This is a genomic window from Martelella alba, from assembly GCF_006516955.1.
GTDB lineage: Bacteria > Pseudomonadota > Alphaproteobacteria > Rhizobiales > Rhizobiaceae > Martelella > Martelella alba.
In genome coordinates this window covers 43,059-63,217 of record NZ_VHLG01000008.1, presented here as the reverse complement: position 1 = coordinate 63,217, position 20,159 = coordinate 43,059, and the positions used below count along the sequence as shown (strand labels likewise).

The 20,159-nt window shown below is 57.7% G+C and carries 18 protein-coding genes and 5 tRNA genes; 13 read left to right on the top strand and 10 right to left on the bottom strand.

Annotation, left to right across the window (positions count from 1 at the left end):
• Positions 1 to 191 precede the first annotated feature (191 nt).
• Together FJU08_RS13030 and FJU08_RS13025 are read left to right on the top strand one after the other, a co-directional pair.
• Positions 192 to 794, top strand: coding sequence for an NUDIX domain-containing protein (locus FJU08_RS13030; protein WP_141149451.1), 603 nt, complete (start codon positions 192 to 194; stop codon positions 792 to 794).
• The gene (locus tag FJU08_RS13025; RefSeq protein WP_141149450.1) at positions 758 to 1,369 is read left to right on the top strand and encodes a hypothetical protein; all 612 of its coding nucleotides are present in this window, start codon (positions 758 to 760) and stop codon (positions 1,367 to 1,369) included. Before FJU08_RS13030 ends, FJU08_RS13025 begins: the two co-directional genes overlap by 37 nt.
• Before the next feature lie 36 nt (positions 1,370 to 1,405).
• On the opposite strand, the gene FJU08_RS13020 is transcribed toward FJU08_RS13025, so the two are convergent.
• Positions 1,406 to 2,179, bottom strand: coding sequence for an NAD kinase (locus tag FJU08_RS13020; protein ID WP_141149449.1), 774 nt, complete (start codon positions 2,177 to 2,179; stop codon positions 1,406 to 1,408).
• Between the two features lie 167 nt (positions 2,180 to 2,346).
• Between FJU08_RS13020 and FJU08_RS13015 the strand changes: the two genes are divergently transcribed.
• A tRNA-Thr gene (locus FJU08_RS13015) sits at positions 2,347 to 2,422 on the top strand.
• 197 nt (positions 2,423 to 2,619) lie between these two features.
• The gene (gene tig / locus FJU08_RS13010) at positions 2,620 to 4,158 is read left to right on the top strand and encodes a trigger factor (protein WP_141149552.1); all 1,539 of its coding nucleotides are present in this window, start codon (positions 2,620 to 2,622) and stop codon (positions 4,156 to 4,158) included.
• Between the two features lie 60 nt (positions 4,159 to 4,218).
• On the opposite strand, the gene FJU08_RS13005 is transcribed toward tig, so the two are convergent.
• The 5 genes from FJU08_RS13005 to sfsA form a co-directional block, all read right to left on the bottom strand.
• Complete coding sequence (locus tag FJU08_RS13005; protein WP_141149448.1) at positions 4,219 to 5,037, bottom strand: aminoglycoside phosphotransferase family protein; 819 nt, start codon at positions 5,035 to 5,037, stop codon at positions 4,219 to 4,221.
• 24 nt (positions 5,038 to 5,061) lie between these two features.
• Positions 5,062 to 6,471 (bottom strand): Si-specific NAD(P)(+) transhydrogenase, encoded by a 1,410-nt coding sequence (sthA, locus tag FJU08_RS13000; RefSeq protein WP_141149447.1) that lies wholly within the window; start codon positions 6,469 to 6,471, stop codon positions 5,062 to 5,064.
• A gap of 123 nt (positions 6,472 to 6,594) precedes the next feature.
• Positions 6,595 to 7,422: a RadC family protein gene (radC, locus tag FJU08_RS12995; protein ID WP_141149446.1), complete on the bottom strand. Its 828-nt coding sequence runs from the start codon at positions 7,420 to 7,422 to the stop codon at positions 6,595 to 6,597.
• Between the two features lie 13 nt (positions 7,423 to 7,435).
• Positions 7,436 to 8,269, bottom strand: a complete 834-nt coding sequence (map, locus tag FJU08_RS12990) for a type I methionyl aminopeptidase (protein WP_141149445.1) — start codon at positions 8,267 to 8,269, stop codon at positions 7,436 to 7,438.
• A 4-nt stretch (positions 8,270 to 8,273) separates the two neighbouring features.
• Positions 8,274 to 9,005, bottom strand: coding sequence for a DNA/RNA nuclease SfsA (gene sfsA, locus FJU08_RS12985; protein ID WP_141149444.1), 732 nt, complete (start codon positions 9,003 to 9,005; stop codon positions 8,274 to 8,276).
• A gap of 133 nt (positions 9,006 to 9,138) precedes the next feature.
• Between sfsA and FJU08_RS12980 the strand changes: the two genes are divergently transcribed.
• The 5 genes from FJU08_RS12980 (at position 9,139) to recJ (ending at position 15,312) form a co-directional block, all read left to right on the top strand.
• Positions 9,139 to 9,651: a ferritin-like domain-containing protein gene (locus FJU08_RS12980; RefSeq protein ID WP_141149443.1), complete on the top strand. Its 513-nt coding sequence runs from the start codon at positions 9,139 to 9,141 to the stop codon at positions 9,649 to 9,651.
• 93 nt (positions 9,652 to 9,744) lie between these two features.
• Positions 9,745 to 9,957: a hypothetical protein gene (locus FJU08_RS12975; protein WP_141149442.1), complete on the top strand. Its 213-nt coding sequence runs from the start codon at positions 9,745 to 9,747 to the stop codon at positions 9,955 to 9,957.
• A gap of 201 nt (positions 9,958 to 10,158) precedes the next feature.
• The gene (locus tag FJU08_RS12970) at positions 10,159 to 11,376 is read left to right on the top strand and encodes an LL-diaminopimelate aminotransferase (RefSeq protein ID WP_141149441.1); all 1,218 of its coding nucleotides are present in this window, start codon (positions 10,159 to 10,161) and stop codon (positions 11,374 to 11,376) included.
• Positions 11,377 to 11,432: 56 nt separating this feature from the next.
• On the top strand, positions 11,433 to 12,746 hold the full coding sequence (locus FJU08_RS12965) for a homoserine dehydrogenase (RefSeq protein ID WP_141149440.1): 1,314 nt from the start codon (positions 11,433 to 11,435) through the stop codon (positions 12,744 to 12,746).
• Positions 12,747 to 13,497: 751 nt separating this feature from the next.
• Positions 13,498 to 15,312, top strand: coding sequence for a single-stranded-DNA-specific exonuclease RecJ (gene recJ, locus FJU08_RS12960; RefSeq protein ID WP_235890685.1), 1,815 nt, complete (start codon positions 13,498 to 13,500; stop codon positions 15,310 to 15,312).
• 58 nt (positions 15,313 to 15,370) lie between these two features.
• Here the strand turns inward: recJ and FJU08_RS12955 are convergent.
• The 4 genes from FJU08_RS12955 to FJU08_RS12940 form a co-directional block, all read right to left on the bottom strand.
• Positions 15,371 to 15,445: transfer RNA gene (locus FJU08_RS12955), tRNA-Glu, on the bottom strand.
• Between the two features lie 76 nt (positions 15,446 to 15,521).
• Positions 15,522 to 15,596: transfer RNA gene (locus tag FJU08_RS12950), tRNA-Glu, on the bottom strand.
• Positions 15,597 to 15,709: 113 nt separating this feature from the next.
• Positions 15,710 to 15,784 (bottom strand) — tRNA-Glu (locus tag FJU08_RS12945).
• Between the two features lie 177 nt (positions 15,785 to 15,961).
• On the bottom strand, positions 15,962 to 16,402 hold the full coding sequence (locus tag FJU08_RS12940; protein ID WP_141149438.1) for a VOC family protein: 441 nt from the start codon (positions 16,400 to 16,402) through the stop codon (positions 15,962 to 15,964).
• A gap of 150 nt (positions 16,403 to 16,552) precedes the next feature.
• Between FJU08_RS12940 and FJU08_RS12935 the strand changes: the two genes are divergently transcribed.
• The 4 genes from FJU08_RS12935 to FJU08_RS12920 all read left to right on the top strand — a co-directional run bounded on the left by FJU08_RS12935 (position 16,553) and on the right by FJU08_RS12920 (position 20,125).
• Positions 16,553 to 17,131 carry a cold-shock protein gene (locus FJU08_RS12935; protein WP_141149437.1) on the top strand — a complete coding sequence of 193 codons (579 nt, stop codon included), beginning with the start codon at positions 16,553 to 16,555 and terminating at the stop codon, positions 17,129 to 17,131.
• 169 nt (positions 17,132 to 17,300) lie between these two features.
• Positions 17,301 to 17,762 (top strand): DUF192 domain-containing protein, encoded by a 462-nt coding sequence (locus FJU08_RS12930; RefSeq protein ID WP_141149436.1) that lies wholly within the window; start codon positions 17,301 to 17,303, stop codon positions 17,760 to 17,762.
• Between the two features lie 77 nt (positions 17,763 to 17,839).
• A tRNA-Pro gene (locus FJU08_RS12925) sits at positions 17,840 to 17,916 on the top strand.
• A 451-nt stretch (positions 17,917 to 18,367) separates the two neighbouring features.
• Positions 18,368 to 20,125, top strand: coding sequence for an amidohydrolase (locus FJU08_RS12920; RefSeq protein ID WP_141149435.1), 1,758 nt, complete (start codon positions 18,368 to 18,370; stop codon positions 20,123 to 20,125).
• Positions 20,126 to 20,159: the final 34 nt, after the last annotated feature.

Genomic DNA, 20,159 nt, shown 5'->3' with positions numbered 1-20,159 from the left:
CTCGCATCGCGCGACGCTGATATGGCTCGCCGCGCCTTCGGATAGTTCTTAGGTGTGTGGCCGGTGAAAGACAAGTGGAGTGGCGGCGGGACTGGTGACACGGGCGCGCCGCATTGCTAAGAGCGGTTGCAGTGCGATTTTGCAGTGCCGTGCGAGAAACGGGCCTGACTGAGGCCGGAAATGGATTGGGAATGACCGATAAGACATCAGACCGTGTCAGTATTCTTGAGACGAAACAGATCTATAGCGGCTGGACGACACTCAATGCCTATCGTTTCTCCTATGCAAAGGCGAATGGTGAAGCCTATGAGGTGACTTGGGAAGTCTGCATGCGGCCCGAAGCCGCTGCGGTTCTGGTATTTGATCGAGATCTCGGCAAGTTTGTATTCGTGCGGCAGTTTCGCATGCCGGCCTATCTGAGCATGGATGGCGATGGTTTCATGCTTGAGGTGGCGGCCGGTCTGATCGATGATGGCGAAGTGCCGCTGAAAGCGGCGCAGCGGGAAGTTCTGGAGGAAACGGGCTTTCGTGTTGAGGCACTCCACCACGTGCTCACGACCCTTACCGCGCCTGGCCTGATGACGGAACATATCCACTGTTATGCCACTATTGTCGATGCTGGCATGCGGGTCGCCGAAGGCGGTGGGCTCGACGAGGAAAACGAGGATCTGGAGATTGTCACCATCGGTTTTGATGAGGCAATTGCCATGGTCGTTTCCGGCGAAATTGTCGATGCCAAGACCGTGATCCTGCTGCAATGGGCGGCGATGAACCGGAGCTTCTTCGGGCTTTAGGCTGGATCTCCGGACTATCGAAAAACACGAATTTTAGTTCATTTTCCCTTTTATTACTTTCTTCCCATCGGCAAACCATGCCGAGCGATCAGGGGGAGTTGAGTATGAGAGCCAATAATGAACACACAGCCGCGTCCGCAGCCCGGTCTTCGACCAGCGAGCCGGTGCCAGAAACAGACGCTGCCGCTGAGCGGCGGCGCAAGATTGAAGAACGCAATGTGAGGTGGCGGAATGAATTTGCCGAGCGCGGTGATTTCTGGCGGGAAGTCTTCGCTTCTGTGCGCAATCGCGACATCAAACGCATGCGCAGTCTGATGTCGCTATCGCCAGACCTGAGGCTGATTCTAGAGCAGATAGACCGCGATTCAGACATGAAAATGACGTCTGGCGGGGCAGGTTCTCAGCCGCGTCAGCAGGAAGGCAGCGCGGCCTGCGGGGCAGGGGCGAAGGCGGATGACGGCCCATCAACCTCTGCGGCAGAGCCTCAGCCGAACATTTCCCAAGGTGCCACTGCCTCGTATGCATCGGACCCGGCTTCAAGCAATGAGCCAATGCGCCAAAGCGGTGGTCGGTAAAGGTCCGGGGCTTGGGGAAATGGGGCGTGCTTTGCCTCAGTCTGAAAACTGCTCTGCCAGAATACGTTCCGACCATGACCGGTTGGGGTCGGAGAGCACTTTGGCGCGTGTGTGGGCGTCCTGTTCGATCCGCACATGAAGCACACTCTTGACTTCCGTGTGGTCGGCTACAGCGTTGACCGGCCGCTTCTGCGGCTCCAGCACATGAATGTCGACCACTGAATTGTCCGGCAGCAGTGCACCGCGCCAGCGCCGCGGCCTGAAGGCGCTGATCGGCGTGATCGCCAGAAGCGGGGCTTCCAGCGGAATGATCGGGCCGTGGACGGACAGGTTATAGGCTGTTGAGCCCGCCGGTGTTGCTACCAGAATGCCGTCGCAGGCGAGTTCGCCCAGCCGTTCCTTGCCGTCGATCTCGATCTTCAGCTTGGCGGCCTGATAAGACTGACGGATCATCGAGACCTCATTGATGGCCAGCGCAATGGACGTCGTGCCGTCGGCATTGGTGGTCGTCATTCGCAATGGGCACAGCGTGTTGATATCGGCAACCGACAGGCGCTCAAACAGATTGTCGGTGGCATAATCATTCATCAGAAAGCCGACCGAGCCGCGATTCATGCCATAGACCAGCTTGCCGGAATTCATGGTGTCATGCAGCACCTGCAGCATGAAACCGTCGCCGCCAAGGGCGACGATATAATCGGCCTGCTGGACGGGGACGTTTCCGTAAAGGGTCTCAAGCTCACTCAACGCCTTCTGGGCGTCTTCAGCATGGGAGGCGAGGAAACAGAGCGCGGGGCTATGATCGGGCATGTATCTCTCTTCGCGTCGCGTTTCGGCGGGGCCTGAATAACGGGTCTTCAATGCCATCCTTCGGTCGTATAGCGAAGGGATATTGCCGTTTCATACGAAAATACAGGCGAAAGGTTTAATTTTTTCGTTTTACAGCAGCGGCAAATCTGCTAGTGGGCATGGCCAATGCCCTTGTAGCTCAGTTGGTAGAGCATCTGATTTGTAATCAGAGGGTCGCGGGTTCGAATCCTGCCGGGGGCACCAAAGCCGCGACTGGGCGCGCTTTTTACGCGTTTGCCGCGCTTCGAAGTGATACGCCCGTGCGCCATTTTGCCCAAGCGCCGTTGCTTGCCAAAATGCCGAGACAATTGCATGAAGTCACGCCCGGCTGGCGCCGACGCTTGTGCGCATTAAACCCAACGGCCCGTGAAGAACGGCCGAGATGAATTGAAGGTATGAATATGCAGGTAACCGAAACGCTCGCTGAAGGGCTGAAGCGCGAAATCAAGGTCGTCGTTCCGGCTGATGATCTGAAGGCGCGGATGAACGAGCGTCTGGCCGAGGCTAAGGACAAGGTTCGCATCAATGGCTTTCGTCCGGGTAAAGTGCCGGTCGCGCATCTGAAGAAGCTGTACGGCAAGTCAATCATGGCCGAGCTCGTCAACGAGCTTTTGAACCAGAAGCCGCAGGAAGTCATCACCGAGCGTGGTGAACGTGCTGCCGGTCAGCCGAAGATTGACATGACCGAGGATGAGGCTGAGGCTGAGAAGGTTCTCGCCGGCGAAGCCGATTTCGAATTCACGGTTGCCTATGAAGTTCTGCCGAGCTTCGAAGTTCAGCCGACCGATGGCTTCAAGGTCACCCGTCAGGTTGTCGAGATTTCCGAAGAGGAAGTCGAGGAGCAGGTCAAGGCCGTGGCTGAAAGCGCCCGTTCCTATGAGACCAAGGACGGTGCTGCCGAAGATGGCGACCGCGTCACCATGGACTATGTCGGCAAGATCGACGGTGAAGCCTTTGAGGGCGGTACCGACAGCGATAGCCAGCTGGTTCTCGGCTCGAATCGTTTCATCCCGGGCTTTGAAGAACAGCTCGTTGGCGCCAAGGCTGGCGACGAAAAGCAGGTCAAGGTCACCTTCCCGGAGGAATATCCGGCAGCACACCTGGCCGGCAAGGAAGCCACTTTTGACGTAACCGTTAAGGAAGTCGCAAGCGCCGGTGAACTGGAAATCAACGACGAACTTGCTGAAAAGCTGGGTCTGGAAAGTGCCGAGCGTCTGCGCGAAATCGTTCGCGAGCAGATCCAGGGCCAGTACACCCAGTTCACCCGCCAGAAGGTCAAGCGTCAGCTGCTCGATCAGCTCGACGGTCAGTATTCCTTTGAAGCGCCGAGCACGCTGGTTGAAGCTGAGTTTGAAAACATCTGGCGTCAGGTCAATGCCGACCTTCAGCAGTCAGGCAAGACCTTCGAAGATGAAGACACGACTGAAGAGGAAGCCCGCGAAGAATATCGCAAGCTTGCTGAACGTCGCGTCCGTCTCGGCCTGGTTCTCTCCGAAATCGGCGAGAAGGTTGGTGTTGAAGTCAAGGATGACGAGTTGCAGCGTGCCCTTTACGACCAGATGCGCCAGTATCCCGGTCAGGAGCAGGAAATTCTGAAGTTCTTCCGTGAAACGCCCGGTGCTGCTGCTTCGCTGCGTGCCCCGATCTTCGAAGAGAAGGTCGTTGACCATCTGCTCGAAACGATTGACGTCACCGACGTGGTCGTTTCCAAGGAAGAACTGATGGCGGATGACGAGGACGAGGCTGAAGAAGCCAAGTCCGAGGAAAAGCCTGCCGAAAAGAAGAAGGCGCCTGCCAAGAAGAAGGCTGCTCCCAAGGCTGCGGCGGCTGAAGAAGCACCCGCTGCCGAGGCTGCTGAAAAGAAGCCTGCACCGAAGAAGAAGGCACCTGCCAAGAAGAAGGCGGCTCCCAAGGCTGACGACGCCGCTTCTGAAGAATAAGGCACTCTGCTTTATTAGTTGCGAAAGGCCGCCCCTGAGGCGGCCTTTTTGCGTTTGGGTTCAGTTTTGCAGCTGGCCGAGCGCCATTGCAGCTATGTCGAGATCAATGCGGGTTCTCTGTGCGTCCTCTCCGGTAAACCAGACAGCCGAGAGGCCACACCATGCGACGAGCCACTGCAAAAGGCGCATCGGATCAAGATTGGCGCCCTCACAAACGGCTTGCAGTCTGGCGGCGAAGCGTTCCGGTGCTCTGGCGATGGCGATGTCGGGATCAGCCATGTCCGGATTGGTGAACAGGCAGCAATATTCGAAATAGCGTTCGCCGATCAGGCCCTTGGGATCGATTGCGAGAAAACCGCGTTCGCCGAAATCAAGAACATTCTCGTGGTGCAGGTCGCCGTGCAGCGGCAGGACATCCTGGCTGGTTGCGATGAGGCTGCGGCTAAAACGATGCGCTGTCGAAAACAGTCCGCCATGCCGATCGGCTGCGGGTTCAAGTGCCGCGAACCATCGATCGAGTGGAATGAGCCTCGCAGGAGGGACATCCGGACCGGCGTGAAGGCGTCTTGCGGTGTTGCAGAGGATAGTGGTGGCCGCCTTGTCTGCGCCTGCAGTTGCCATTCTGCCGAGCGAGCGCGATCCCGTGGCGCGTTCCATCAGCACCACAGCGCCCTTACGTGCGAGGATGCGCGCGGCACCGTTTCCGTTCCAGGCCTCAAGGAGATCGAAACCAAATTCCTCCTCCAGGGCGCCAGCGTATTTGAGCATTGCCGGGCCCTGGGGGGATGTTACGGGAAGGAGCGTTGCCGTATGGGTTTCAAACGGTTCCCCATCGGGCTTCAGACACCAGGCGCGAAGGTAGAACTCGAGTTCGTGCAATATCGCTCTTCCCCGGCCGTTCAGTCAGCCGTCATCGCCCTTCAGCTGCACCATGCGGTTCCATGCATCAAGGCCGGCGATCTTGTAGGCTTCGGCGAGGGTCGGGTAATTGAAGGTGTTTTCGACGAAATATTCGACCGTGCCCTTCAGGTTCAAAACCGCCTGACCGATATGGATCAGCTCGGTTGCGCCTTCGCCGACAATGTGGATGCCGAGCAGGCGATGGGTCTTCAGCGAGAAGATCATCTTCAAAAGACCGTTCTGCAGTCCCATGATGTGGCCGCGTGAGGTCTCGCGGAAAAAGGCCACACCGCATTCATAGGGAATGCCGCGCTGCTGCACTTCCTCTTCCGTCATGCCGCAGGTCGACATTTCCGGAACGGCATAGATGCCATAGGGGAAATATTGCGGCGGTTCTTCTGCCGGTGCGCCGACAGCGTGGCGGGCAGCGATACGGCCCTGTTCCATCGAGGTGGAGGCGAGGGCCGGAAAGCCGATCACGTCCCCGGCGGCATAGATGTTGGGAACGGCGGTCTGGAAGGTGATTGGATCAACCTTCAGCCGTCCGCGATGGTCTGCTTCCAGGCCGACGGCGGCCAGATTGAGCGTGTCGGTAGCCCCCTGGCGTCCGGCGGCAAACAGCACCGATTCGGCCAGCAGCGTACGTCCGCCCTGCAAGGTGACGCGGCATTTTCCCGAAGGATCGATTTCAACGCCTTCGGCACCCTGACCGAACAGCAGCTTGATATTGCGGTCGCGCAGCTGGGCGGTGAAGTTGAAGCGGATCTCACTGTCAATGAAGTCCAGCATGGTATCGCGCGGCTCAACCACCGTCACCAGCGTATCGAGAGCGGAAAAGATGGTGGCATATTCGATGCCGATAACACCGGCGCCGACCACCACCATGGAGCGCGGGATCTGCTTGATGTTGAGCAGTTCGTCGCTGTCGAGCACTTTCTGGCCGTCAAAGGGGATATGCGGCGGCCGATAGGGGCGAGTGCCGACAGAGACCAGAACCGATTTGGCATGCACACGCTGGATCTCACCGGTATCCTTTTCGATCTCGATCGTGTTGGCATCGATGAAATGGGCAAAGCCACGGACCTGATCAACGCGATTGCGCTCGAACTGCCATTCAAGAACATCGATTTCATAGTCGAGCGTCTTGAGCAGACGCGCGCGTAGATCATCGGCGGTGATATTGTGCTTGACGCGGTAGGAGCGGCCGTAAAAGCCGCGCTCGCGCCAGCCCGTCAGGTTCAGCACTGTTTCACGCATCGTCTTCGACGGGATTGTTCCGGTATGCACCGAAACCCCACCGATCTGCGTGCCCTTGTCGATGACAAGCGTCTTCTTGCCAAGCTTGGAAGCCTGGATGGCGCCGCGACGGCCCGCAGGTCCGCTGCCAATCACGACCAGATCGTAAGAATCCATAAAACTACCCCGGTGAATTTGAAAAGGAATGGAATAGGACTGCCCCAGTTTTGATTATTGCACAGATAGTCCTCTAATTTAATGGTTTCATTAAACGGTTCTGACAGGTGCAGGCGCTGCGGTCTAGATCAGCCGCAGACCTCTAAAGCTGACATGACCATCCTTGCCGATGATAATGTGGTCGTGAATGGTGATACCGAGCGGCTTGGCACTGTTGATGATGGTCTGCGTCATGTCGATATCGGCGCGCGATGGCGTCGGGTCGCCGGACGGATGATTGTGGACGAGGATGATGGCGGTTGCGGAAAGATCAAGCGCGCGTTTCACCACTTCACGCGGATAGACCGGCGTATGATCGACCGTCCCGATCCCCTGGATTTCGTCGGCAATGAGTTTGTTGCGCTTGTCGAGAAACAGGATGCGGAACTGCTCGCGCGTCTCATGCGCCATGGCGGCGGTGCAGTAGTCGATCACCGATGACCACGATGCGAGGATAGGCCGTTCCTTCAGCGTGCTCTTGAGCGAGCGCTGGGCAAGCGCCGAAATCAGTTTCAGATCGGTGGCCACCGTCTCGCCAATGCCGCTCACTTCCTGAAGCAGCTCGGCCGGGGCACCGAAAACGCCGGCCAGCGAGCCGAACCGATCAAGAAGAGCCTTGGCGATTGGCTTGGTGTCGCGCCGTGGAATCAGCCGGAACAGCAGCAGTTCGAGGATCTCGTAATCAGCCAGAGAATCGGCGCCGCGTTCGCGGAAGCGGTTGCGCAGCCGGTCGCGGTGGCCGTGATAGTGGTTTCCGGCCGCCGCCTGCAAGGCAGCCGTCGCCCTTTGCTGGGCATGCGGTTTTTCAGCCGGTTGCTCAGCGAAAAAGCTACGCTCGTCCTGCTCCTCGCTTTCGAGCGAGGAGGGTTCCGAAAATGCTCCGCCATGCTGTTTCTCAGGTCGTTTGACCATGAAAGGCGATCCCTCAGGATAGCGGCGGCAGGCCCGGCCGGTCCTGGCCTGCAGCGGAAAGGGTGAAGATTTCACAGCCATCGGCTGTTACACCGACGCAGTGCTCATATTGGGCCGTCAGCGAACGATCCCGCGTCACTGCCGTCCAGCCATCATTCAGAACCTTTACATGCGGTTTGCCGAGATTAAGCATCGGTTCAATGGTGAAGATCATGCCCTCCTTGAGAACCGGACCGTCTTCGGGGTGGCCGTAATGCAGGATATTGGGTGTGTCATGGAAAAGCCTTCCGACGCCGTGGCCGCAGAAATCACGAACCACAGAGCAGCGCTCGGCCTCGGCATAGGTCTGGATCGCCGCGCCGATCGCACCGGTGCGCGCACCGGGCTTTACGGCAGCAATGCCGCGCAGCAGCGATTCGTATGTCACTTCGAGCAAACGCTCGGCATTGCGCTTGATCGTGCCAACCGGATACATGCGGCTCGAATCGCCATGCCAGCCGTCCTGGTAATAGGTGACATCCACATTGACGATATCGCCTTCACGCAGAGGCTTGTCGTTGGGCATCCCATGGCAGACGACATGGTTGATAGATGTGCAGCTGGAATATTTATAACCGCGATAATTGAGCGTGGCGGGGACGACCCCGTGGTCGAGGCCAAATTCCAGGACGAAACGATCGATTTCGGCTGTGGTTACACCCGGCTTTACCAGATCGGCCAATCCATCAAGGCAGGCCGATGTGATGGCGCAGACCGCGCGCATCGCGGCAAAAGCCTCTTCGTTATAAAGTCTGATCGAGCCGTCATTTTTCAGCGGCGCTGTCGCCGCGTCAACATAAGTCACCATTTCACTATCCAATCACGCGGCTTTGCACCGCATCCAATTCCAGCCCGACTGTAGCATGCGCAGTGATGCTGTCACGCCTTACGCGGCATTTAATGGCATAGACCTCAACGCCAGCGTCAAGCGCGACCGCGAAAGCCCGAGCATAGGCCGGGTCCATGTCGGTTGCAATTTTGAACATGCTGCAATCATCCCTTTGGATGAGATATAGCATTGCTGCACGCTTGCCTGATGCCACCATGGACGAAAGTTCCGCAAGATGCCTTGCCCCGCGCTCTGTCGGTGTATCGGGAAACTCGGCCAGGCCTTTCTGCCGGATGAAATGGACATTCTTCACTTCGACGTAAAGGTCCGGGCGATCCGGCCCGCTCAACAAAAGGTCAATTCGGCTCTTAAGGCCATATTTCTGTTCACGCCGTGTCGTCGGATAGGTGGCAAAATCCGAAACAAGCCCTGCAGCGATGGCCTCCTCGGCAAGGCGGTTTGGCAAGCCGGTATTGATGCCGACTATGGTGCTGTCCGCTTCAACCAGTTCCAGGCGGTAAGGATATTTGCGCTTGGCCATATCATCGCGCGAGAGCCAGATGCGTGATCCCGGTTCGCTCAGCCCGGCCATTGAGCCGGTATTGGGGCAGGAGCCGGTTATTGCGCTGCCATCCGCTTCAAGAACGGCGTCAAACAGAAAGCGCTTATAGCGCCGCACGAGGCGTGCGGGGAACAGGGGCGGATCAAAGATCATGCTTCCGCTTTAGCGGTTTCGCGGCAGGACGAAAAGCAAAAGATCACGAAATTGTAACTTGTATTCGAAAATACGAATATTAGTATATAAATAGTCCGGTAAATATCGCAGGCCGGTTTTGGAGGAGACGACCATGTCCCAGATTGCTAAAAAGCTGACGATTGCATTTGCTGGCGGCCTGCTGGCCTTTTCGGCCCTGACGGCAGCGCCCCTCACGGCTTCGGCCGAGACCCTGACACCCGCCGCCGTCGAGGCGCTCAATCGCGCTCTGGCCGATGAATATCATGCCGAAGCCTTCTATGCGGCGGTCATTGAAGCTTACGGCCCGGTGCGTCCCTTTACCAATATCATCGAGGCTGAACGCACCCATTCGGCAGAAGTGGCCGCGCTGATGGAGGCCTATGGCATTCCGGTTCCCGAAAATGACCAGATCGGTGCTGAAGACATTGTTTCGGCTGTCCCGGCAAGTCTTGCCGCCGCCTGTGCCGCCGGCGTGCAGGCCGAAATCGACAATGCCGCACTTTATGACAATGATCTTCTGCCCTCCGTTGCCAGCTATCCCGATATCACGACGGTGCTGACGTCTTTGCGCGATGCTTCGCAGACCAAGCATTTGCCGGCATTTACCCGCTGTGCTCAGCGGTAGGGGTTCTTGCCTAACGCAGCCAAAGCAGGCAATCTCTGGCGCGGGAGCGGCTGTGCTGTCGCTCCCGCACTGGATTTGCAAGGAGCGAGACGCATGATGGCTGCGATGCGGCATAAATTGGCCATGACCCCGGTTCTGGCCCTTGTTCTGGCGATGCCTTTCGGGCTTGCCGCTTGCGCAACGCCGCCATGTGATCAGCCGGACATATGCGACAAGGCTGAGGGCGCACTTCCGCAGCTGACGGATGAGCAGGTGACCCAGATGCAGGACGATCTCGGTGCGCTCGCTGGCGACAGCGCGCAATAGCGCTTGCCATTCGTCATTTCATCTTCGTCAAAGAAAACTTGCGCATCGTTACCGGTGAGGCGTAAAGAGAAACGGAATTTTTGGATTTTTGCCCCAAAATGGACGCAAGTGCGAAGAATTCTTGCGTCAGGGCATGCCAGAATGCTCCGCTTTCGATGATCCTGCGAAAAGGATCGCAACATAGTTCTCATGAGGACGACGATGGAAGAGTTTCATAAGGTTCGGCGTTTGCCGCCCTACGTTTTCGAACAGGTCAACCGTTTGAAAGCGAGCGCGCGCGCCGCCGGGGCCGACATCATCGACCTTGGCATGGGCAATCCCGATTTACCCACTCCGCAGTCGATCGTCGACAAGCTCTGCGAGGTCGTGCGTGATCCGCGTACCCACCGCTATTCATCTTCGAAAGGCATTCCGGGCCTGCGCAAGGCTCAGGCGAATTATTATGCCCGCCGGTTCGGTGTGAAGCTCGATCCCGACACCGAGGTTGTGGCGACGCTCGGTTCGAAGGAAGGCTTTGCCAATATGGCGCAGGCGATTACGGCGCCGGGTGATGTGGTTCTGTGTCCCAATCCGACCTATCCGATCCATGCTTTCGGCTTTTTGATGGCGGGTGGCGTGATCCGCTCCATGTCGGTGGAGCCGGATGACAGTTTCTTTCCGCCGCTGGAGCGCGCGGTACGCCATTCGATCCCCAAGCCGTTGGCGTTGATTATCAACTATCCGTCAAATCCGACGGCGCATGTCGCATCGCTTGATTTCTATAAGGAAGTCATCGCCTTTGCCCGCAAGCACGAGATCATCGTGCTCTCGGATCTGGCCTATGCGGAAATCTATTTCGGCAATGAGCCGCCACCCTCGGTGCTGCAGGTCAATGGCGCGAAGGATGTCGCTGTGGAATTTACTTCCATGTCCAAGACCTTCTCCATGCCGGGCTGGCGCATCGGTTTTGCCGTTGGCAATGAGCGGTTGATTTCGGCTCTGACGCGGGTGAAATCCTATCTCGATTACGGCGCCTTCACGCCGATCCAGGTGGCCGCGACCCAGGCGCTCAACGGTGATGGCTCGGACATTGCCGAAGTGCGCTCGATCTACAAGCATCGCCGCGATGTGATGCTTGACAGCTTCTCCAAGGCTGGCTGGGATGTAACCGCGCCTGAGGCGACCATGTTTGCCTGGGCGAAGATACCGGAAGCCTTTGCCCATCTTGGATCGCTCGAATTTTCCAAGCTCCTGGTGGAAAAGGCCGATATTGCGGTTGCTCCGGGTGTTGGTTTTGGTGAGCAGGGCGATGATTATGTTCGTATCGCGCTTGTGGAAAACGAACATCGCATCCGCCAGGCCGCCCGCAACCTGAAACGATTCCTGGCTTCGAACGATAGCGACACACATAATATTGTGTCTCTTGGCGCACATCGCTAAAAGGGTGGCGGTCGCAAGAGCGGCCGCCATGAAACTTCGGCCAGTAGGATTGACTGATGGCAGATGCCTTGAAAATTGGCGTCGCCGGTCTGGGGACCGTCGGCGCTGCGCTTGTGCGTATTATCCATGAACGGCAGAACAGCCTCGCTGTGGCCTGCGGACGCCCGATTACCGTCGTGGCGGTGTCGGCACGCGACCGGACAAAGGATCGCGGCGCCGATCTGACAGGCATGACATGGTATGACAGCGCAGCTGAGATGGCCCGTCTTGCCGATATTGACGTGCTGGTGGAGCTTGTCGGCGGCGCGTCCGGGATTGCCCGCGAGGCTGTCGAGGCGGCACTAGAGCGCGGCCTGCACGTGGTGACGGCCAACAAGGCGCTGCTTGCCGATTGTGGTGTCGAACTGGCATCGCTGGCGGAAGACAAGGGCGTGCTTTTGAATTTCGAAGCCGCCGTTGCCGGCGGTATTCCGGTGATCAAGGCTATCCGCGAATCGCTGACCGGAAACAATATTTCCCGCGTTTACGGCATCATGAACGGCACCTGCAACTACATCCTGACCAGGATGGAACGCGAGGGTCTGTCCTTTGATGCCTGCCTGAAAGAAGCGCAGCGTCTCGGCTATGCCGAGGCTGATCCGACCTTCGATATCGAGGGCAATGATACGGCACATAAGCTGGCGATCCTGACGTCGCTTGCCTTTGGTTGCCAGATCTCTGCCGATGACATCTATCTCGAGGGGATCTCGAATATCACGCTCGAGGATATTCAGGCGGCGTCCGAGCTTGGCTACCGAATCAAGCTTCTGGGTGTTGCCCAGCGTACCGAAGGCGGTATCGAGCAGCGTGTTCACCCGACCATGGTGCCGCATGACACGGTGATTGCCCAGGTGGATGGCGTAACGAATGCCGTGGCTCTCGAATCAGATGTGCTCGGTGACCTGTTGATGGTCGGGCCCGGTGCCGGCGGCAATGCGACGGCTTCCGCAGTGCTTGGTGACATCGCCGATATTGCCAAGAGCCGCCCTGGCACGCAGAGCGTTCCGGCACTAGGCCGCCCGGCGCGATCGCTGGAGCCCTATCGCCGCGCCCGCATGCGTAGCCATGAGGGCGGCTATTTCATCCGCCTGCGCGTGGTCGACCGCATCGGTGTGATCGCCGCCATTGCAAGGCAGATGGCGGAAAACCAGATCTCGCTCGAATCAATCGTTCAGCATTCGACCAATGGTGATCTCGACCAGCCGATCAAGACCATCATCCTCGTGACCCATGCCACGACCGAGCAGTCGGTTCGCCAGGCCGTCAGTGCCATTGAGGGCGAGGGCTATACGGTGGCCCAGCCGCAGGTCATCCGAATCGAGAAGCCCTGACGAATTCCGTCTTCTGCGCCGGTTGCTCTGCAAGGGGCAGGCAGGGTGAATACCGGCTTTCTGGATGGGCCGGGGCTATTTTTCACAAGGGCCGGGGATGTAACGTCTCCGGCCCTTGTGTCTGTCGGGGCGCTTGCGGCATTCACATTACATTCATGCAGTGGGGGGTAGCTTTCAGTCAATTTAATTGACCGTGGGGTTGATCATGCGGGAATTTCCCTCATTAGGCGAAATAGTCAGGATCGAAATTGAAAATCGCACAAGGCGCCAGGCAAGCGAACGAGGTCTTCTTGATCGGAACTGGGCGCTGTTGTTGATCCTTCTCGGCAGCACTGTCTTTTTTGTGTCGGCAATGGTCGAACTCATCCGGTGGCTATAGCGGACGGGTCGCGTGACCTGTCGCAGTCATGTCAAGGATCAGCTTGAACCTTGCCGGACTTGTGATAATGGAATGTTGGTGGCAACACGCATGTCAGCAAGATCAAACGGAGCTGGTTGAATTGGTCGGAATTTACACAATTGTTGCGCTAACATATCGATTTCTATCGCTATGTTGTCAGCGACTATGTGGCGCCATGGGCCTGTTTGACCGGAACTGGGCGGTGATCCTGACGATAGCCGGCAATCTTGTCGTCATCGGTGCCATCGCGGTTCTGCTGATTTAGCCGAGAGCAGCAAAGCGGGTTACTTTTGCCGCAAAATGACGTTAAACCATGGCCTTATTTCCCTATTTTGGAAGCGGGGAGCCATCGTGACGGACAGCACCGACAAGATCGTGAAGAAGCAGCGGGCTTTTCTGGGCGTTGAGCAATCGGCGGCCGGCTTCCGCTGGGTTGCGCGCCTTGACGCTGCAGGCGAGAACAGGGCGCTGGCGATTGCCCAGAATCAGGGCATTTCGGAGCTGATTGCCCGCGTCCTTGCGGGGCGGGATGTGGCGATTGAAACCGCGCAGGATTTTCTCAATCCGACGCTGCGCCAGCTGATGCCTGACCCCTCGACGTTGACGGATTGCGATGCGGCCGTGGAGCGGCTTGTCGCAGCCGTGCGGGAGCGTCAAAAGGTGGCCATCTTCGGCGATTACGACGTGGACGGAGCCTGTTCGTCGGCCTTGCTTTACCGGTTTCTGCGTCACTTCGATCTCGAGGCGGAAATCTACATCCCTGACCGCATTTTCGAAGGTTACGGTCCCAATCCGGCGGCGATTGAAAAGCTCATCGCGGGCGGTGCGCAGCTGATCGTGACCGTTGATTGCGGCTCTACAAGTCATGATTCACTGGCGCGCGCGGCTGAACTTGGCATCGATGTCGTGGTCATTGATCATCATCAGGTCGGTTCCGAGCTGCCGGCCTGCCGCGCGCTGGTCAACCCAAATCGCGATGATGACCTTTCAGGTCAGGGACATCTCTGTGCGGCCGGTGTTGTCTATCTTGTCATGGTTGCCACGCTGCGGGCGCTGCGCCAGGCGGGTGACCGGCGGGCGCAGACGCTTGACCTTCTTGCCTGGCTGGATCTTGTCGCGCTTGCCACGGTTTGTGATGTCGTGCCGCTGAAAGGGCTCAACCGGGCCTATGTGGTCAAGGGCCTGATCGTGGCGCGCAGTCAATCCAATGCCGGTCTTGCGGCGCTGTTTCGTGTGGCCGGGCTGAGTGGACCGGTGACGCCCTATCATTTCGGTTTCCTGGTCGGGCCGCGTATCAACGCTGGTGGACGGATTGGCGATGCTGCGCTCGGCAGCCGCCTTTTGACCATCAGTTCCGAGGATGAGGCTGGCGAGATCGCCGCACAGCTGGATGATCTCAATCGGCAGCGGCAGGCCATTGAAGCCGCCATGCTGGCCGAGGCGGAGGCCGAGGCAATTGCCGAATTCGGGACGGGCGAGGGGGCTGGTGTGATCATCACAGCGCGTCAGGGATGGCATCCGGGTGTGGTTGGTCTTCTGGCCTCGCGACTGAAAGATCGCTTCCAGCGTCCGGCTTTTGCCATTGCCTTTGATGCTTTCGGCCGGGGAACCGGCTCAGGACGCTCCATTGCCGGTTTTGATCTCGGACGGATGGTGCGAAAGGCCGTTGAAGCCGGGCTGCTGGTGAAGGGCGGCGGTCATGCCATGGCGGCCGGGCTGACCGTGGACAAGGCCAAGCTTGGTGCGCTCAGGGGCTTTTTTGAGGCCGAGGCCCATGACCAGGTGCTCAAACTGGCCTCCAATGCAACGCTCAAGCTTGATGGTGCCGTAAGCGCCTCAGGTGCGACCCTTGAGTTCGTCGACCGGCTCGAGCAGGCCGGACCCTATGGAGCCGGCCATCCGCAGCCGGTCTTCGCTGTTCCAGACCACAAACTCCGCGATGCCCGTGTGATCGGGGCAGGCGGCCATGTGAAGATAAGCCTCGAATCGCTTGATGGCCGCCACCTCGACGGGATTGCCTTCCGCGCGGCGGAAAAGCCGCTTGGAGAACTGCTTTTGTCGTCGCGCGGGCAACGCCTTCACGTCGCGGGTTCGTTTTCGGGCGATTACTGGCAGGGATCGCGCCGGATTCAGCTGCGCGTAACGGATGCGGCCATACCACGATAACGTTTCTTGGGGGCGGAGGCTCAAGATGAGTATGGGCCGATGTCCGGGCCGGCGTTGCTGGTACGCCCTAGGGGAATCGAACCCCTCTTTCCAGAATGAGAATCTGGCGTCCTAACCGATAGACGAAGGGCGCATCGCGGGATCCGCGCTGCGGCGTGGCGTCAGCCGCCTCGATTTTTCGAGGGAGGAGGTTGGCGTCGGGAGACAAGTGGCACGCCCTAGGGGAGTCGAACCCCTCTTTCCAGAATGAAAATCTGGCGTCCTAACCGATAGACGAAGGGCGCATGCCTTGTGCAGGGCGGCTTATAGTGAACCTTAAGCCGTCCAGCAAGCGAAAACTTCACTTTGAAGGAAATCCTTCAAGCCATTTTTTCCGGTACCGAAATACCAGTCGAAATGGCACGCCCTAGGGGAGTCGAACCCCTCTTTCCAGAATGAAAATCTGGCGTCCTAACCGATAGACGAAGGGCGCGTGCGTCTCGCTGGGCGCCCTTATAATCAGGCCTGCGCGGTGCTGCAAGCGCAAAAAGTCACTTTCTTCAAAAAAATGACATGTGTGAAGAAAATCTTTCAACTGGCCTTAATCGTTTGATTTGAAAGAGGAAATGACGCGCGGGACGACGCTGTGCCGCGCGCCGGTCTTTATGTTTTACCAGCTGCCGCTATTGCCCATCGATATCCAGGGCTCTTTCGGCTCGAGATCGCCACCTTTCTGGATCAGCTCGATGGAGATTCCGTCCGGTGAACGGACAAAAGCCATATGGCCATCGCGTGGTGGCCGGTTGATGATGACGCCACTATCGGAAAGCTTCTGGCAAAGCGCATGGATATCCTTCGTGCCGAAGGCGAGATGGCCGAAATTGCGGCCGCCGCCGTATTCTTCCGGATCCCAGTTATAGGTAAGCTCGATCTTGGGGACGCGGTCACCGTCCGCATCCTCCATATCGGCAGGTGCGGCGAGGAAGATCAGCGTATAGCGGCCCTTCTCATTTTCGATGCGGCGGACTTCCTTCAGTCCGAGGAGCTCGCAATAAAAGTGAAGTGAGGCGTCGATATCCGTGATTCGGACCATGGTGTGAAGATATTGCATCGGGTCTTCCAGTTGTGGTCAGCTTCGTTGAACGGTTTTGATGGTGCTGATCAATGCGGCCTTGCATCAATGATGCTGGGTGCTAGATGTTTTCCTCGTAGAGGGAATCAGCTAACCTGATCGTGATCTTTTTCAAGGAGCGGGGCAAGAATGGCCGAGCGGTCTTCATCAGATAAAGGCTTAGAAGCCCGGGAAGAAGCTTTCGAGCCGACTGATCTGATTGAGATCACAGGCGTCGTCAAATGGTTCGATGTCGGCAAGGGCTTCGGTTTTATCGTGCCTGACAATGGTAGGGGCGACGTGCTTCTTCATATCACCTGCCTCAGGCGTGATGGCTATCAGACCATTCTGGAGGGAACGCGCGTCGTCGCGCTGATCCATCGCCGTGAGCGCGGTTTTCAGGCGTTCCGCATTCTGTCCATGGATCAGTCGACGGCGGTTCATCCCTCGCAATTGCCGCCGGTCAGAACCCATGTTCAGGTGGAGGCCACCAGCGGGCTTGAGCGTGTCATCGTCAAATGGTTCAACCGCGAAAAGGGCTTTGGCTTCTTGACGCGCGGCGAGGGCACGGAAGATATCTTTATCCACATGGAAACGCTGCGCCGCTTTGGTATCACGGAACTTCGCCAGGGACAGAGTGTGCTGGTGCGCTTCGGTGATGGTGCCAAGGGTTTGATGGCTGCTGAGATCCATCCCGACAATCCGACCGATATCGTGCGTTCACACTAGCGCGCCGTGCATCCATTCGGATGCACATGGCACGATGCTGTAGGCTTTGATCGTGTTGATGGCAGACGGCCCTGTTTTGGGCTGGTCTGATGGGCTGAGCGGTGCTCTCCTGGTCTGATATGAACACTTCGCGTTGCATATTTTCATTTTTTGCCTGAAAGGTTGCCGGATGTTGCGTTTTGTAGCGGTTTCGATGGCCGCATTCCTGTCGTTTTGCGCGGTGGCTTCGGCACAGGAGCCTGTCAGTTTCGAGAAATCGACCCTGATTTTGCACACGATGAGCGGTGATCACGCCCTGAATATCGAACTCGCCAGGACTGAGAAGCAGCGCGAACGCGGGTTGATGTATCGCGATAGCCTGGATGCCGGTTATGGCATGCTGTTTGATTTTGGTGGGACGCGGAACGTTTCGATGTGGATGGCCAATACCCGGATCCCACTCGATATGCTCTTCATCGACAGGGACGGGGTTGTTGCTTCGATCTATGCTGGCGCTGAGCCCTATTCCAAACGGATCATTTCGTCGGGCGGCCCGGTGGCTTACGTGCTGGAATTGCCTGGCGGTGACGCCGGCGCCTATAGCGTTGTCGTCGGCGATACGGTCAGCGGCGCCGACATCGGCAGCAAATAGAACGGGTATCAATCAGTCTGGTTCATTTTTCCTGTTGCGATCCTCGGTCGTTCAGTGTATCCGGGCCACGTCTTTGGCGGAGTGTAGCGCAGTCTGGTAGCGCATCTGGTTTGGGACCAGAGGGTCGGGAGTTCGAATCTCTCCACTCCGACCATTTTTATCATTTGAAATCGATAGCCGTTTTTCGCCCCGTCACTACGGGATGCCATTTCCGTGGGGCGATGAGGCATTTCCAGAGGCTGTCTCCAGATTCTCGGCGATCGATGCGGTGGTGCGCATCGGTTTTCGGAAGAGCCAGGATCAAGCTTTTTATATCAGTCGGCTGCTCTGGATCTTTTGCTTCAACATGGCCTCGCCTTTTTCTTGCTTTTTCAACACCGGCGCATCGGTCCGGGCGTGATGCCATTCATGCGCGATCAGCGCATCTATTCGGGATTTCTATGAAATAGGTTTTTCGATTCAGATAAATAGGGCGAAATCGCGGTCGATTCTGCCGGACTATTTCTGGTGTTTTATATGTCCGCCGTCATTTACATAGCTACCTCGGTTGACTCAATAACCTCCCTGGCGTTCATCTCTGCAACATCATATCTGGGAGGCGATTGATGCTTGACGCTCGTTTTGACTGCCCGTGCTGCAGCCCTGTTCTTTTCAACCTGTTTTCCATGGTCCGCGGCAATGCAACCGGCTCTGCCAGCGGACTATTCTGCGCGGCAGAGACGACAGGTGCGACAGTCGCCGGCAGTCCGGATCGCATCCGATTGTTTCACGGTGGAACGATCCTGACAGTGAATGCCGCGTTCTCCGAGGCTGAGGCCATCGCCGTCAAAGGGGACCGGATTATCGCCGTTGGAAAACTTGCTGATGTTCAAGCCGCCGCCGGTCCGCAGGCCGAGCGCATTGATCTCGAAGGCCATGTGATGCTGCCGGGTTTCGTGGAGCCGCACACCCACATGATGACGGGGTCGCTGATTGCCGACCTCACCATATATGTCGGCGCTTCGAAATTTGCCAGGACGTCGGATGTTCTTGATCATCTGAAGCAGGTTGCCAGCCAGACGGCGCCAGGAGAGTGGATTGTCGCCCGCAATTTCGATCCCTCGCTGCAGGAGGGGCCCGAAGCCCTGACCTTTGCCGAGCTTGATGCGGTTTCGACCCGACACCCGATCTTCATTCTCAATTCGTCCCTGCATCTGGCCTATGCCAATCGCGCAGCCTTTGCCGCTGCTGGGCTTGGCGAAGATGTCGAAAACCCGCAAGGGGCTGAATTTGTCCGCGACGGCGACGGCCGGCTGACCGGCACGATCAAGAACAATGTCGCCTATCTGAAGATCCTGAGCCACTATCCAGCCTTCCGGACGGCAGATCCCGCTGAAGCCCTGATACGGCAAACCGATGCCTTTTCCAAACTCGGTCTGACAACGCTCAGTGATCTTGGTATGGGCGGTCTTGCCGGTATCGAAGACTGGAATGCCTTTCTGAAGGCAGCCGCCTCGGGCAAACTCCATGCCCGTATGCGGGTCTACCCCTTCTACACGCAGGACAAGGCCTGGGATGATGCGGGGCTGCTGCCCGGTGCAGGCAATCCTCATGTCCGTGTTGCCGGATACAAGCTGATTGCGGATGGCTCCAATCAGGGCTTCACAGGTCTTCAGCGCGATCCCTATCTGCATAGCGAGACCCGTGGTCTTGCCTATATGTCACCAGAAGAAATGACCGCTCTGATGATCAAGCGTGGCGGTCAGGGCTTCCAGATATCCGTCCATGGCAATGGCGACCGGGCGATCGACAATATTCTCGATTCGCTTGAAGCAGCGCAGGCGGCAGGTGTTCAGGTTGCGGAGTTGCGCCCGCGCATTGAGCATTGCTCAATTCTGCATGATGATCAGATTGACCGATTGAAGGCATTGGGCGTTTCGCCGAGCTTTCTCATCGGCCATGTCTATTACTGGGGGGTCGCCATGCGCGATCTTCTGTTTGGTGCGGAAAAGGTTCAGCTTCTCGATCGCTGCAAAAGCGTTGAGGATGCGGGCATCGGCTTCACCATTCATTCCGACTTTCTGGTCACCGATCCAGATCCGCTGCTCATGATCCAGACCGCGGTGACGCGCAAGACCTGGAAGGAACCGGATTTTGTCGTCAATCCCGACGAGCGTGTCAGCGTTGAAACGGCGATCCGGGCGATGACATCGGAGGCCGCATGGCAGCTGAGTTCCGAGCATGAAATCGGGAGCCTCGAAACGGGCAAGTTCGCCGATATGGTCATTCTCGAAGAAGATCCCCGCAAGGTCGATCCCGATACGATCAAGGATATCAAGGTTCTTGAAACGTGGATGGGGGGGCAAAGGGTCTATGCAGCCTGATATTCAGGGCGGCAGGCAAAGCTGCTGCGGCACT